The organism is Halorussus litoreus (assembly GCF_003382685.1).
GTDB lineage: Archaea > Halobacteriota > Halobacteria > Halobacteriales > Haladaptataceae > Halorussus > Halorussus litoreus.
In genome coordinates this window covers 1-14,316 of record NZ_QLVG01000038.1, presented here as the reverse complement: position 1 = coordinate 14,316, position 14,316 = coordinate 1, and the positions used below count along the sequence as shown (strand labels likewise).

The following is a 14,316-nucleotide window of genomic DNA, read 5'->3' as shown; positions in this document are numbered from 1 at the left end:
TGGCAGAAACGGTTAAAACCATTTCGATACGGTGCGCCAACCACCTCGACGCCCTCTTGCGGTTGTTGGTACACCGTGCCACGATTCGGTCGCGAGAGGCGGCCCCTCGAAGCTGCCCAATCGGCGACTCAGCAGATCAGCCGGGACTCACTTGGAGAGCCGGTTCACGTCCGCGAGGACGGCGGTCGCGGTCTCGGGTCCGCCAGCGCCCCGACCGCTGAGGTTGAGTCGGCCGGCGTGGTCGGTCTCCAGCTGGACGATGTTGCGCGTGCCCGTCACCGCCAGCGTCCCGTTCTGGGGGACGAGTCGCGGTCCGACACGGACGCCGTCCGGGGTCGCCTCGCCGATGAGCCGCACGGTCCGGCCGTCCTCGGCGGCGAGTTCGAGCGCGTTGCCGGGTAGGTCCGCGATGCCCTCGACCTCGGCGTCGGCCAGCGAGTAACCGCCGTCGTTCAGGACGTTCGCGAGGATGGCGCACTTGAGCGCCGCGTCGGTCCCGTTCACGTCGAACGAGGGGTCGGCCTCCGCGACGCCAAGGTCCTGGGCCTCCGCGAGGACGTGCTCGTACCCCAGTCCCTCGGCGGCCATCCGCGAGAGGACGAAGTTCGCGGTCCCGTTGAGAACGCCACGCGCGGCGGTGATCTTCCCGGGGCCGTAGTCGTCGATGGTCGAGAGCACCGGGATCGCGCCGCCGACGGTGGCCTCGAACCGGACCGACCCCTCGCTGTCGCGTTCGAGGTCGCGTAGCTCGTCGTACCGCTCGGCCACCGGCCCCTTGTTCGCCAGCACGACGTGGCGGTCGCGCTCCAGCGCGGTCCGAACGTGGCCGAAGCCGGGTTGGGCGTCGTCGAGCGTGGTCGGCGTCGCCTCGACGAGTGCGTCGTACTCGGCGTCGAGCGCGTCCGCGGGCGCATCTGCTCCCACGCGCCCGGACTCGTCCTTGCGGGCGAGCGCGTCGGCCACGTCGATTCCGTCGGGGTCGACCGCGGCGCTGGTCGAGTCCGCAAGCGCCGTGACCGCGTGGTCGTACTCGCCCGCGAGGTCGGCGACCGACCGGCCGACCGCGCCGGCACCGAGGATGGCGAGCTTCACGCGGCACCCTCCAGTTCCGTCAGCGGTTCGACTACCTTCAGCTGCTTGCGCTCGGCCACCTCGCGAACCGCCGCGACGACCTCGGCGGTCTTGCCGGTCTCGGCGTCCAGCCGGAGCCGCGCGCTCGACACGTCGCTGGTGCCGCCGGGCGCGGACAGCGACAGGTCGGTCACCTGCGCGTCCGATTCGGACTCGATGGCCGACAGCGTCTCCGAGAGGTCGGTCTCGACGACGTGGCCCACGAGCAGTAGCGTCACCGACTCGCCGTAGCGCTCGGCCCCGGCCTGGATCACGTTGACGCCCGCGTCCCGGAGCGCGGACACGATGGTGTCGAACCGGCCGGGCGGGCATTCGAGGTCGACCTCGACGGGGATGTGGCCCCGCGGCGTCAGCGAACCCCGCTCGTGGAGGATCGAGAGCAGATTGCCGCCGTTGTCCGCGATCGGTTCGAGCGCCCGCAGGAGCTCGCCCGGTTCGTCCACCAGTTCGAGTCGGACCGTGTAGGCCCGGGGAGTGGTGCTGGCGTCGTCGCTCATTGCTGTTCCCCTCGCGCCCGGTCGCGTAAAAGGTTTCAGACGGTCGCAATACTGGCCGACGAACCGGCGAGGGGTCAGGAAGCCAACTCGCCCCAACAGTTGATGGAAAACCGAACAGTTTTGAGAGATACACGTCCAGGACCGGACAGCATGTCTTTCCACATCCTCCGAGACGACGGGGAGTCGGCGTGGGCCCCGCAACGGGACCTCCTCGCGTGGCTGCTCGGTCTCGTCGTCCTGAACGGTCCTGGACTGTACTGGCTGTACGTCCTCGTCGACGCACTCCAATCGACGCAGTCGAGAGCCTACTGGTTCGCGCCGACGCCGGCCGGCGGGACGAGCGTCTTCGGCCAGAACGTGGGCGCGCTCGTTCTCTTCGTCCTCTGGACAGGCATCGTCCTGTCACTGTTCTACCGGCCGGTCTCGGAGACGCTGGGCGACGTCCGAAGCTGAGAATCCTCCGCGTCCATCGATCACTTCCCCGGGGTGACGAGTCACTCCTCCGCGGCGACTTCCGGACTCGGGCGCGGACCCGTCGCTGGCGGACACGAGCGCCCGGACGCCCGCGACGAGGCCGACCCAGAGGACGACGATGAGCGCGAGCAAGAGGGCGAGCACGAGCGGGGACACGGCTCGGGAATGCGGGGACGGTGGCGCACGCCTTGATTATGCGCAGCCTACGCCTGCCCGAGATGCCGACGGCTCGGGGACACCGAAAATAATGGGAAAACCGCGGCGGCGCGAGCGGGACGGTCCCGTCGCTCAGAAGTAGTCGATGGCCTCGGCCAGTTCGAGCTTCATGCCCTTGCGCTCGCGGATCTCCATGATCTTGTCGCGCTGGAGGTTGTCGGCCATGAACTCGAAGCCGGCGTTCTCCGTGTTCCACGACGCGCGACCCTCGGTCGCGCTCCGGATGTCCGACGAGAAGCCGATCATCTCGTCGACCGGCGCGATGCCTTCGACGACCATCAGGTCTCCCTCCTGGTACATGTCGTCCACGCGGCCACGACGACCCTGGATCTCGCCGGACGCCGCGCCCATGTGGTCGTTGGGCACGTCGATGCGGACGTTCTGCATCGGCTCCATCAGGCGGATCCTGCCCATGATGAGCGAGTTGTGGACCGCGTTCCGGACCGCGGGGATTACCTGGGCCGGACCGCGGTGGATGGTGTCCTCGTGGAGCCGCGCGTCTTCGAGTCGGAGCAGGACGCCCTGCACCGGCTCGGCGGCGAGCGGACCGTCGTTGAGCGCCTCCTGAAGACCCTCGACGACGAGCTCCATCGTCTCGTTGAGGTGCTGGATACCCTTCGTGTCGTCGATGAGGATGTTCCGGCCGTGGATGTGCTCGACGTTCTGGCTGGTGTCTTTGTCCATGCCAGCCTCCTGGAGCGCCTCGCGGCGCTCCTGCTCGGGCATGTCCATGCTAACTTCGCCGAGCGCCAGCTTGTCGACGATCTCCTGGTCGAGGGGCTCGGCCTGGATGTAGAACCGGTTGTGGCGGTTCGGAGAGATGCCCTCGATGGTTTCGGTCGCCTCTTGGATGGCCTCGCGGTAGACGACGATGGGTTCGCCGGTGTTGACCGGGATGCCCTGGTTGCGCTCGATGCGCTGGGTGATGACCTCGAGGTGGAGCTCACCCTGTCCGGAGATGAGGTGCTCGCCGGTGTCCTCGTTGATCTCGATCTGGATCGTGGGGTCCTCCTTGGACTGCTGGCGAAGCGTCTCGATGAGCTTCGGCAGGTCGTCCATGTTCTTGGCCTCGACGGACTTGGTGATGACCGGCTCGGAGATGTGCTCGATGGACTCGAACGGGGTCATCTCCATGCTGGACACCGTCGAACCCGCGATGGCGTCTTTGAGGCCGGTGACCGCGGCGATGTTACCCGCTGGCACGCGGTCGACCTCCTCGCGCTCGCCGCCCATGTAGATGCCGACGCTCTGGACGCGGTTCTTCCCCGCAGTACCGGAGACGTAGAGTTCCTGGCCCTTCTCGAGCGTGCCCGAGAAGACGCGGCCCGCGGCGATCTCGCCCGCGTGGGGGTCGATGCCGATGTCGGTCACCATCAGGACGACCTCGCCGTCCTCGTCGACGAGGCGCATCTCCTCGGCGAGGTCCGACTCGTCGTCACCGCGCCAGATGCGCGGGATACGTCGGGGCTGGGCGGCGACCGGGTTCGGGAAGTGGTCACAGACCATGTCGAGCACCACGTCCGAGAGGGGCGTGCGCTCGTGGAGTTCGAGGCGCTTGTCGGCGCGCTCGAGGTCCATGATGTCGCCGAAGTCCATCCCGGTGCGCTGCATCGACGGCATCGAGACGCCCCACTTGTAGAGGGCCGACCCGAACGCGACCGTGCCGTCCTCGACGGAGACGGTCCAGTCGTCGATGTCGTCCATGTCCTCGGTCATGCCCCGGATGAGCTCGTTCACGTCGTCGATGACGTTGAGCAGCCGGCGCTGCATCTCCTCGGGGCCCTCCTGGAGCTCCGAGATGAGGCGGTCGACCTTGTTGATGAACAGCGCGGGCTTGACGCCCTCGCGGAGCGCCTGCCGGAGCACCGTCTCGGTCTGGGGCATCGCGCCCTCGACCGCGTCGACGACCACGAGCGCGCCGTCGACGGCGCGCATCGCGCGGGTCACGTCGCCGCCGAAGTCGACGTGGCCCGGCGTGTCGATGAGGTTGATGAGGTGGTCGGTGTCCTCGTACTCGTGGGTCATCGAGACGTTCGCGGCGTCGATGGTGATACCGCGCTCCTGCTCGTCCTCCTCGGTGTCCATCATCAGCTGCGTCGCTTCTCCCTGGTCGGCGATCATGCCCGCGCCAGCGAGAAGGTTGTCCGTCAGCGTCGTCTTGCCGTGGTCGACGTGTGCGGCGATAGCGATGTTCCGGATGTGCTCCGGTTCGTCCATCAATCGCTCGCACTGTTCGACGATCTTCTTTCGTCTACCCATTATGGGTCTTCTACCCGAAGGAAGTTGAAAAGCGTAGTGTTTCGCCGCGAGAGACCGTGTGAGCGAATGACGAGGTGGATTACGTCCGGAACGAGGGCTCAGCCGGTCGTCGTCGTGGACGCGCGCCGAGCGGCCCGTGTTGCTTTCGCCCGATTTGAGGGCGGTAAAAGATCGCTACGTAGTGCAGAATCCCCGGCGAGAATCCTGCCCGGCGCAAGAGTCATACCCTCAGAGGTCTGTTAGTGGTACGCATGGAGGTTCACGTCCACGGTCCCGGTCCGGCCGCGCCGTTTCTCCGCGCCCGCGACCTCTTCGAGACCGAGTACGACCTCGACTCGCCAGTCCGCGTCCGCGTCCGGGAGAATCCCGACGAGCGCACGTGGACCGCCCACCCCGACGACCACGTCCTGAACATCTCCCGGCAGGTCGCGACCAGCGCGATGGCCCGCGAACTCACGCTCCACGAGTTCGCCCACATGGCCCGCCACGAGGAGTCCCATCCCTCCCACACCCAGTCCATCGAGGAGGTCCTCTTTCTCGCGCTGTCGGGCAAGTCGGTCGAGCGCAGCCGGGTGACCCACTGCTATCAGATCGCCAACCACATGAAGGACATCTACGCCGACGACATCACCCTCCGGGTCGGCCCGACCGACAAGCTCGTCGCCTTCCTCGAATCCGAACTGGCGACCGCGGTCGCCGATCAGCCGCCGCAGGGCGGAGCCGAGACCGCGTGGAGACGCGACGGCCTGCGGCTCACCGGGACCGCCGACCCAGAGATGACCGCGGTCAACGCCGCGTTCGCGCTCGCGCTGGTCGAGCGCCACGACCTCGTGGACTCGGACCACAGACTGTACGACCTCGCGCACGCGGCCGCGGACGACGCGAGCGAGGTCAGCCTCGCGGGGTTCAAACACCGGTTCGCCTCGCTCGGTCCCGATCCGGAGGAGAGCGAGTACCGCCGCGCGCTGGTCGACGCGACCCGCGAGTACGCGGTCGGCGGCGGGGAGCAGGCCGCGGATTAAATACGACCGTTTAAGCACGACCTTTTAAGCACGACCTTTTGCTGCGGTCGCAGTGCGCCGGTGTCGATTCTCGACACCGGCGCACTGCTCCCTGGCAAAAGCTCGACCAAAAAACCACGGCGTCACCCCGTCCCTCGCTTGGAGATGCGCGAGGCGCATCTCCAGCGCTCGGTCGAGGGTTCCTTGGGCCGCTCGCTCACGTTCGTTCGCTCGCGGTACAACCGCTGGTGCGCTCTGGGCCAGTTGCGCTTCTCGGAACTGCAATCGGAATGTCACACTCGTCGAACGACGAAGGATGACCTACTCCGCGAGCGTCAGCCGGACCAGCACGTCGTCGCGCTCCCTCGGGAACGGCGAGTCGGACTTCGGTCGGCCGTCCCGGTTCGACGTGATGGCGTAAAGATCGCCGTCCGGGCCCTGCTCGACGTGGCGAACGCGGCCGAGAACGTCCTGCAACGTCCGGTGGGAGGTCGCCGCGAGCGCGTCGTCGTACCACGGAGCGTCGAACGACTCAGCGCCCTCGCCGCTGCTGCGGGGAAGTTCCTCGCCCTCGCGGTTCAGCGTCACGAGGTTGACGTGCTGGCCGATGAGCGTCCCGACGACGAGGCGGTTCTGCCACCGCGGTACCGCGTCGCCGGTGTAGAAGACGCAGCCACAGATGCCCCACGACTCCTCGCCGGTGTTGACCAGCGGGTGGGCGTACCCGTCGTCCTCGGAGTACTCGTCGCGATAGCGCACGTCTGGCCAGCCGTAGTTCTCGCCAGCCCGGAGCAGGTTCACCTCGTCGTAGCCGTCCGGCCCGTGCTCGGTGATCAGGGTGCGGGCGTCGGGCAGCCACGTGAGGCCCTGCGGGTTCCGGTGGCCGTACGTGAAGACTCTGGGATCGCCCTCCGTGGGGTTGCCCGGCGCGGGCTCGCCGTCCGGCGTGAGCCGGAGAACGCTCCCCGGGAGTGCGTTCGGGTCCTGCGCGAGTTCCTTCTCGCCCGCGTCGCCGACCGTCACCCAGAGGTAGTTCGCCGGGCCGAACGCGATCCGGCCCCCGTTGTGGATGGCGTCGCCGGGAATCCCGTCGAGCAGCACCTGCTCGGTCGCGGTAGGGTCGTCGGCGGTCACGTCGAACCGGACGACGCGGTTGCTCTTTGGCTCGCCGTCGGGCTGAGTGGTGTAGTAGGCGTACACGTACGGCACGAGGGGGTAGCCCGGGTGGACCGCCACGCCGAGCATCCCGCCCTCGCCCCCCTCGATGAACCACGACCGCTCGTCGGTGCCGGGCGGCATTGCCTCGGCGTCGAGCACGCCCTCGGGCGCGGTCACCTCGCGCACCTCGCCCGACTCGAACCGGAGGACGCGGCCGGTCCGCTCGGTCAGGAACAGCTCGCCGGTGGACGCGAACGCGAGGTCCCACGGGATCTCGAGATTTTCGACGAGCACCTCGACCTCCACCTCGGCAGGGAGCGGCGGGTCGGTCGGCCCCTGCCAGTCGGGGTCGTACCCGTCCCACGCCGTCTCGTCGTGGGTCAGGTCGTGCTCGTACTCGGGCGTCCGGGTCGTCTCGGTCACCGTCTCCGTCGGCTGCTCGTCGAGTCGGGACGCGGCGCAGCCCGCGAGGCCGGTCGCGCCCGCGACCGCACTCGCGAGGAAGACTCGACGCGTCGTCGGGGACTCGTCCATGGCCGGGTTTCTTTTAGGCATACCTAAAAGCTGCTGGTTCACGCCGAGCCGCGAACGCGACGTGTCGGTTCGATTCGATACCGGAATCACGGGACAGAGGCCCGAGTTATTTGGAGCCGGCGACCGTTCGGTCCGGTATGTCGTACACCAAGGTCGACTACGAAGACGTGGAACCGGTCGGCGACGGACTGCACTTCCTCCGAGACCAGCTCGACTGCGAGAACGTCGGCGTCTCCGTGCTGGAGGCCGACCCGGGCTGGACCGGGATGGAGCACGACCACGCCGAGGACGGCCAGGAGGAGGTGTACGTCCTGGTCGACGGGGCGGCCACCGTGACGGTCGAGGGCGAGGACGTGGAACTGTCGACCGGCGACGCGCTCCGGATTCCGGCAGACGCGACCCGCCAAATCCACAACGGCGACGCGGAGAGCACCTTCGTACTCGTCGGCGCGTCCGGCGAGTAATCCGACCAACTCCGGGCGAAGGTCGGCCGACCTTCGCCCGGAGTTGCTGGCGAGTCGAGTCGCCGAGGCGTCGGCGACTCGACTCCAAATCGAGGACGCCGGATGGCGGAAATTTTATGTCGGGCGACGGAAAGTAACCGACAACATGGCACTAACTAACAGTTATCTCACGGAGGAGCCATGAGCCGGAAACGGTACGTGGCGTATCGGCTCGCGTGGACTGCGGTGGGCGCGTGGGCCGTGCTCACGCTCATCTTCATCGTGTTCGATCTCGTCCCCGACCCCGGCCAGTACAACATCTTCAACGGGATGTCGGCCGAACAGTACCGCGAGATGCGGGGCTACGACCAGCCGCTGCTCCAGCGATACCTGAGCTGGATGGTGGGCTTCCTCACGCTCGACCTCGGGACGACCATCTACGGCAACTCGGTGTCCGCCGAACTCGCCAGCGCGGCGAAGGTGACGCTGACCTACGCCGTGCCCTCGGTCGTCCTCGGCGTGACGGTCGGCGTGGGTGCCGGACTCCTCGGCGCGGTCGATCCCGACGGGAAGGCCACGCGACTCGTCAAGGGCATCTCGTACGTCGGGTTCGCCATCCCGACGTTCATCGCGGCCGACGCGATGTTCTTCTTCGCCCAGGAGCACCTGCAGGTGTTCGGCGTCCAGTACGACTCGGAGGTGGGGCTGTACACGATCCGTAACCTACAGGCGCTGCTCCTGCCCGCCATCGTCCTCACGGTGAACGTGCTCGCGGTCCAATTGCGCTACGCCCGGACCGAGTCGACCGAGGTGCTCCAGGAGGACTTCGTGCGCACGCTCCGCGCGAGTGGGGCCGGCACCCTCACGCTGGTCAGACACGTGCTCAGGAACGTCGCGTCGTCGCTGATGGCGCTGTTCGTCTCGGAACTCGTCGGCGTGGTGTTCGTCGTGCTCGTCGTCATCGAGGTCATCTTCGGCGTGCCCGGGTTCGGCACGCTGTTGTACGACGCCATCCACGAGCGCGACATCGGTCTCATCCTCGGAACGACCGTGCTCCCCATCGTGCTCGTGATGGTGGGGAACCTGATACAGGACGTCGCCCACGCGATCATCGACCCGCGGGTGGAGGCAGAATGAGCGGGATCGGACCGACGGCCGACGAACTGGCCGACCGCGACGGGCGGCGAGTCGGGTTCGCGACCCGCGATCGGATCTTCCTCGCCGTCCTGGCCGCGCTGGCCGCCGTCTTCGCGGTCGACTGGTTCGGCGTGTATCAGGCCGACGCCCACCTCCTCGACAGTCAGCTCAGGGGCCTCGACTGGCTGTTCCTGTACGCGCTCGCGGTGGTCGCGTTCTACGTCGTCGCCCCGCTGGCCGCCGACCGGGAGCGAGCGCTGGGCTACTGGCGACAGATCCGCGAGAGCCGCTGGGCGACCGCGAGCGTCGGCGTACTCGTCGTGTGGCTCCTGTTCGCCATCGTCGGCCCGGAGGTGCTCGACCCCGGCGAGCCCCTGTACGGCTCGCCCGGCAGGGGCGGCGTGATGATCGGTCAGCCCCCCATCGGGTTCAGCGTGGTCGAGACCGCCGTCCACGACTGTGCCGGCCGGATGGCCAACGGTCGGTGTCACGGCACGTGGCACTACCCGTTCGGGACGAGCATGGCCGGCGAGGACGTGATGGCGATGACCGCCATCGGAGCCAGAGTCGCGTTCCAGATCGCCACGATCACGGTCGCCATCATCGTCCCGCTGGCGACGGTCGTGGGAACCATCGCGGCGACCTACGGCGGGAAGGTCGACGAGTTCCTGATGCGGTACGTCGACGTCCAGCAGTCGATTCCCGCCTTCTTCGTCATCATCCTCTCGCAGGAGGCCATCAGCTACGTCACTCAGGGTTGGGGCGGCAGCCTCCTGCTCATCGTAGTCGTGTTCGGCCTGATGAGTTGGGGCGGAGTCGCCCGCATCGTCCGGGCCGAAGCCCTCGAGATCACCCAGCGCGACTACGTCCGCGCGGCCAAGAGCGCGGGCGCGAGCCGGTTCGACGTCGTCCGGACCCACGTCGTGCCGAACGCGTTGCCCGCGGTGCTGACCGCGGTCACCGTCCAGATCGGCTGGCTCATCCTGCTCGAAGCCACCCTCGCATACCTCGGGTTCTTCCCCGCCGACTACCAGACCTGGGGGTACGTGATGAAGACTAACATGGGCGGCGCGTACCCGACGACCAACTGGTGGGCCGTGCTCTACCCGGCCGCCTTCCTCGGGCTGGTGGTCGTCTCGGTGCAGGTGCTCGGCGACGCGCTCCGGGACGTGACCGACCCGCGGGCGGAGTGACGACCTCCGTATCCCCTTCGTTGCGCTGATTTTCCCTTCTCGAAACGCTTGGTACTCGGCATCTCTCGGTACCCGGCGTTTCGGCTGCGAATCGGCTGTCGCGAGCGCGACAGCCGATTCGCAGCCGGGCCACTCTGTCCGGGTCACAGCCGTGACTGTGGGATCTGAATCCGCGAGAACGGGAGAAGAATACGTCGAGAGTTCAGCGAGCCGCGGCCGCGACGCGCTCTTTCTCTTCCTTCTGGTTGATGGCGTACGTCTGGACGTCGTAGTTGGCCGCGCCGGCGAGCTGGTCGGCAAGCGCCTCGCTGGCGTCGGTCGTCGTCTTGAACGACGAGCTGTGGACGCCCTCCGCGAGGAACTTCAGCGCCTGATCGACCCGGCGCTGGGGAGCCACGTCGACCGCCTTGGGGACCGAGATGCCGCCGTACTTCAGGCGGACGGTCTCCTCGCGCGGTGCGGCGTTCTCGACCGCGGTGACGAGCACCTGAACCGGGTTCTCGTCGGTGCGGTCGTGGATCTGCTCGAACGCCTCGCGGGTGATCTGCATCGCCTGCTGTTTCTTGCCGGTGTTCTCCTCGGTCTGCATCAGCCGGTTGATGAGCCGCTCGACGATGGACACCTCGCTCTTCTGGAACTGCTTGTTGGCGTGGCGGCCCATCGTGTGGGCGACCGGCGTGACCGTGATGTAGCGCTCGGTCGAGGGGTCGGCGTACTCGATGTCGGTGACCTCGTACTCGCCGAACAGCTTCGCGACGGCCGTCTCGTCGTCGTCGGTGCCCGCGGGTCGGTCGGGTTCGGGCTGGTCTTCTGCCGCCATGATTATCGCACCGGTTTCTCGGCGTTCCCGCGGACCAGTTCCTCGAGGCTTACGCCGTTGACTTTCTCGACCTTGTAGTTGACCGCGGAGAGGTCGCCCATCGCGCGACCCTTCGCGCCGCCGATGCCCGCGATGGTGACCTCGTCGTGCTCGTCGATGAACGAGATGGCACCGTCGCCCGGCAGGAAGGCGGTGACCTGCTTGCCGTTCTTGATGAGCTGCACTCGGACGCACTTCCGGATGGCCGAGTTGGGCTGTTTGGCCTCGATACCTACCTTCTCGAGGACGATACCTCGACCCTGGGGCGCGCCTTCGAGGGGGTCGGACTTCTCCCCGAGACCGCGCTCGCGTCGGGCGTAATCGGAGTCGGACCACCGATGGGTCTGGCGGTCCTTCTTCAGTTTCCGAGCCGCGTACTTACCGTTCGCCATGTGGCGTGGGCTACCCGTCGGAGCTACTTAAGCCTCCCTCTTTCGTGGCGCGAGACGGCCGCAGATACCGCGATAGCACCCGATTACGGAATCTGAGCGCGTCTCGGGAGAACCACTGTGCGCGCCGCTTAGGGTCGGTTCGGTCGGCAGAACCGCTCGTCGCGGCAGGACGGCACGGGGACCGCGAGATAGAAGACGCGACGCCCGGCGACGACCGGCGAACCGAACGGCGAAGCGAACGGCGACGGCCAGCGAAACGGAAGGCGACGACCGGCGAAGTCGAGGCGACTACTCCTCCATCGAGAACACGCCGACCGTGTTGCCGGCCCGCGGACTCCGGAGTCCGCCGCCGCCGGCCTGCACCGCGACGTACTGCTTGCCCACGACCGGGTCGTACCAACTCATCGGCGAGGCGTTCACAGAGGCGTCGAACTGGTGTTGCCACAGCCGCTCGCCCGTCTCCGAGTCGTAGGCGATGAACTCACCGGCACCGTTGCCGGTGAAGGTGAGCCCCGTCGCCGTGCTCATCGACCCGCCCATCGAGAGGCTGTCCCACGTGTCCTGCCAGACCACTTCGCCGCTCACGGGGTCGACCGCCGAGAAGTACGCGGGCTGGCCGTCCCAGCCGTCGGGTGCCGGGCCGGGGTCGTCCATCGCCGGATAGACGGTGAAGTTCCCGCCGAGGTACTGCGAGGGGTACTCCCAGTCGTCGACCTCGTCCCACTGGAACAGGCTCGGGTAGTTCATCGCCTTCACGTGGACGTTACCCGTCACGCGGCTGTACGACATCGGATTCCACTCCGACCCGCCGTCTGCCGACGGCATGATCCACGGCGTGCCCTCGTAGGTCTCCTGCGGGAGCGCCCACATATTGAGGTGCTGGCAGAACTCCCGACTGCGCTCGTACAGCTTGCCGTCCCCGGCGTCGAGCAGGTAGTTCCAGCCGGTCTTGCCCGGATGGGTGACGAGTTTGCGCTGCTCGCCGTCGACCTCGTCCTCGAACAGGATTGGGGGCGTCGAGGCGTCCCAGTCCCACCAGTCGTGGGGCACCTCCTGGAAGTACCACTCGACCTCGCCGGAGTCGGTGTCGAGCGCCACCACGGAGTCCGAATAGACGTTCGGCCCGGGCCGGACCGCGCCGTTCACGTCCGGACCGGGGTTGCCGACGTTGGCGTACAGGGCGTCGGCGTCCGGGTCGACCGTGATCGTCATCCAGTTGGTGGCCGCGCCGTTCTGCCACGAGTCGCCGATCCACTCGCTTCGCGGGGTCATCCACGTCCGCCACTCGCGCTCGCCCGACTCGGCGTCGACCGACTCGATGAACCCGCGGACGCCGTACTCGCCGCCCGCGCTCCCGTTGAGGATGCTGCCCCGGTAGACGACGGGTGCCCACGTCGCGGAGTAGCCCTGCCCGGTCGGCGCGGAGTCGTACCACCACCGCTGCTCGCCGGTGTACCGGTCGATGGCAACGATGCTGGCGTCGAGTGTCGTCATGTAGAGCGTGTCGCCGAGTACGGCGACACCGCGATTGTTCGACCCGCAGCAGTAGATGGCCGCGCGCTGGTCGGGATTGTTCTCGTCGGGCGCGTACCGGTAGGTCCAGATGACCTCACCCGACCGGGCGTTGATCGCGCGCAGCACACCCGGTCCGTTCGTCTGGTACATGATCGGCGGGTCCGACGGCACGACGACCGGCGTCCCCTCCAACTGGCCGGTTCCCTCGGTCTCGACCGTGTACTCCAGCGAGAGGTCCCCGACGTTGTCCGGACCGATCACGTCGGCGGTCGTGAACCGCTGCTGGCTGTAGCCGTGGCCGTACATGAGCCAGCTCTCGGGGTCGTCCCCGGCGTCGAGCAACATCCCTTCGGTCACGTCGAACTCCGGAATCTGCTGTTGGCTCTGCCTGACGGTCGTCGGCCCGTCGGCGAGATATTCGACCATCATCCCGTCCTCGGTGCGCGTGACTTCGGCGTGCGGTCTGTCGGTACTCATGCGGTCTCACCTCCCATCGGCGCGCGGTCGGCGTCCGAAACGCGGAACAGGTCCTCGGCGAGCGCCTCCTGACCGCGGATGGCGATAGCCGACCCGCCCGCGAGCGCGGCCGAGAGTTCGCTGTCGGTCAGTTCCTCCGGTCCGGCGAGGTCGTGGGCCGCGGTGGCGAACAGGTGAGCCCCGCCGAGGATGCGCTTGACGTCCCAGATACCCCGGTCGAGCAGCTCCTCGGTCAGGATGGCCTCGCGCTGCCAGAGGTGCTGGTCGAGTTCGTCGATCCAGAGCAGCCCGCCGCCCAGTGCGCGCTGGTGAAGTGGTGCCACGTTCGACGGGTCGAACCCCTCCGGATCGGCCGGCAGGCTGGCCGTCGACACCCACTGGGCGAGCCGGTGGTTCTCGGTGACCGCGTCGACGACCACCGCGGTGCGTTCCTCCTCGGTGAACCCGAGTTCGGCCAGCGCCGTGATGGCGGGTTCGGCGCGGACGAGCTGTGCCGCGGTCGAGCGCACGTGCTCGGGCGTGAACTCCGGCAGATTGCGCTCGGCCGACGCGAACAGCCCCACCTCCGCGAGGTGGTCGTAGGCCGCCCACACCGGTTCGGTCAGCTCCTGATACGCGGTCCCCGGCTCGTCCGGAAACCCCGCCGCGCGGAGCGCCGGCAGTTCGGCGACGGCCGATTCGATGCCCGACACCGCGGCCGAGAGCTGTCCGGCGTCGAGCCCACCTGCGAGGTCGGCCCGGATGGCCTCGCCCATCGTCGCGAACTCGGCGGTCGACTCCGCGCTGACCGCGCCGCGGATATCCGAGAGCGAGAGTTCGCTCGCTGCCCCGACGCCCCCAGTCACGCCGAGCACCTTCAGGAAGTTTCGCCTGTCGCGCTCGTCGACGTCCGGTACACTGTCAGATACGCGTGTTCGATTGTGTCCCATTCCCAATCCCCACGGGAAACACACTGTTGTCGGAAAACTACTTTTCCCTCGGGAACGACCGGTAACAGGCTAAAATTTCGGGAACAAGGTATCAGAGAGAG

At 67.6% G+C, this 14,316-nt stretch carries 14 protein-coding genes; 6 read left to right on the top strand and 8 right to left on the bottom strand.

Annotated features, from left to right (window positions below):
• Positions 1-147 precede the first annotated feature (147 nt).
• Both DPQ64_RS12710 and DPQ64_RS12705 read right to left on the bottom strand, forming a co-directional pair.
• Positions 148-1,092 (bottom strand): homoserine dehydrogenase, encoded by a 945-nt coding sequence (locus tag DPQ64_RS12710; RefSeq protein ID WP_115864701.1) that lies wholly within the window; start codon positions 1,090-1,092, stop codon positions 148-150.
• Positions 1,089-1,628 (bottom strand): amino acid-binding protein, encoded by a 540-nt coding sequence (locus DPQ64_RS12705; RefSeq protein ID WP_115864700.1) that lies wholly within the window; start codon positions 1,626-1,628, stop codon positions 1,089-1,091. Before DPQ64_RS12705 ends, DPQ64_RS12710 begins: the two co-directional genes overlap by 4 nt.
• A gap of 150 nt (positions 1,629-1,778) precedes the next feature.
• Here DPQ64_RS12705 and DPQ64_RS12700 point away from each other — a divergent pair, with 150 nt between their 5' ends.
• Both DPQ64_RS12700 and DPQ64_RS18845 read left to right on the top strand, forming a co-directional pair.
• On the top strand, positions 1,779-2,081 hold the full coding sequence (locus DPQ64_RS12700) for a hypothetical protein (protein ID WP_115864699.1): 303 nt from the start codon (positions 1,779-1,781) through the stop codon (positions 2,079-2,081).
• Positions 2,082-2,114: 33 nt separating this feature from the next.
• Positions 2,115-2,294, top strand: coding sequence for a hypothetical protein (locus tag DPQ64_RS18845; RefSeq protein WP_157971696.1), 180 nt, complete (start codon positions 2,115-2,117; stop codon positions 2,292-2,294).
• A 96-nt stretch (positions 2,295-2,390) separates the two neighbouring features.
• Here DPQ64_RS18845 and DPQ64_RS12695 read toward each other — a convergent pair whose 3' ends face one another.
• Entirely contained in the window at positions 2,391-4,577 is a 2,187-nt protein-coding gene (locus DPQ64_RS12695; protein ID WP_115864698.1) for an elongation factor EF-2, read from the bottom strand.
• 251 nt (positions 4,578-4,828) lie between these two features.
• Between DPQ64_RS12695 and DPQ64_RS12690 the strand changes: the two genes are divergently transcribed.
• The gene (locus DPQ64_RS12690) at positions 4,829-5,599 is read left to right on the top strand and encodes a DUF5781 family protein (RefSeq protein WP_115864697.1); all 771 of its coding nucleotides are present in this window, start codon (positions 4,829-4,831) and stop codon (positions 5,597-5,599) included.
• 300 nt (positions 5,600-5,899) lie between these two features.
• Here the strand turns inward: DPQ64_RS12690 and DPQ64_RS12685 are convergent, their stop codons facing one another.
• Entirely contained in the window at positions 5,900-7,270 is a 1,371-nt protein-coding gene (locus DPQ64_RS12685; RefSeq protein ID WP_115864696.1) for a PQQ-dependent sugar dehydrogenase, read from the bottom strand.
• Positions 7,271-7,407: 137 nt separating this feature from the next.
• Between DPQ64_RS12685 and DPQ64_RS12680 the strand changes: the two genes are divergently transcribed.
• The 3 genes from DPQ64_RS12680 to DPQ64_RS12670 all read left to right on the top strand — a co-directional run bounded on the left by DPQ64_RS12680 (position 7,408) and on the right by DPQ64_RS12670 (position 10,043).
• Positions 7,408-7,734 carry a cupin domain-containing protein gene (locus DPQ64_RS12680; protein WP_115864695.1) on the top strand — a complete coding sequence of 109 codons (327 nt, stop codon included), beginning with the start codon at positions 7,408-7,410 and terminating at the stop codon, positions 7,732-7,734.
• A 180-nt stretch (positions 7,735-7,914) separates the two neighbouring features.
• The gene (locus DPQ64_RS12675) at positions 7,915-8,850 is read left to right on the top strand and encodes an ABC transporter permease (protein ID WP_115864694.1); all 936 of its coding nucleotides are present in this window, start codon (positions 7,915-7,917) and stop codon (positions 8,848-8,850) included.
• Positions 8,847-10,043 (top strand): ABC transporter permease, encoded by a 1,197-nt coding sequence (locus DPQ64_RS12670; RefSeq protein ID WP_115864693.1) that lies wholly within the window; start codon positions 8,847-8,849, stop codon positions 10,041-10,043. Before DPQ64_RS12675 ends, DPQ64_RS12670 begins: the two co-directional genes overlap by 4 nt.
• 202 nt (positions 10,044-10,245) lie before the next feature.
• Here DPQ64_RS12670 and DPQ64_RS12665 read toward each other — a convergent pair whose 3' ends face one another.
• The 4 genes from DPQ64_RS12665 to DPQ64_RS12650 all read right to left on the bottom strand — a co-directional run bounded on the left by DPQ64_RS12665 (position 10,246) and on the right by DPQ64_RS12650 (position 14,215).
• Positions 10,246-10,863 (bottom strand): 30S ribosomal protein S7, encoded by a 618-nt coding sequence (locus DPQ64_RS12665; protein WP_115864692.1) that lies wholly within the window; start codon positions 10,861-10,863, stop codon positions 10,246-10,248.
• Positions 10,864-10,865: 2 nt separating this feature from the next.
• Positions 10,866-11,294 (bottom strand): 30S ribosomal protein S12, encoded by a 429-nt coding sequence (locus DPQ64_RS12660; protein ID WP_115864691.1) that lies wholly within the window; start codon positions 11,292-11,294, stop codon positions 10,866-10,868.
• 288 nt (positions 11,295-11,582) lie between these two features.
• A complete protein-coding gene (locus DPQ64_RS12655; RefSeq protein WP_115864690.1) occupies positions 11,583-13,286 on the bottom strand; it encodes a pyrroloquinoline quinone-dependent dehydrogenase in 1,704 nt (567 codons plus the stop codon).
• Complete coding sequence (locus DPQ64_RS12650; protein ID WP_115864689.1) at positions 13,283-14,215, bottom strand: hypothetical protein; 933 nt, start codon at positions 14,213-14,215, stop codon at positions 13,283-13,285. The genes DPQ64_RS12655 and DPQ64_RS12650 overlap by 4 nt, the downstream gene beginning before the upstream one ends.
• Positions 14,216-14,316 lie beyond the last annotated feature (101 nt).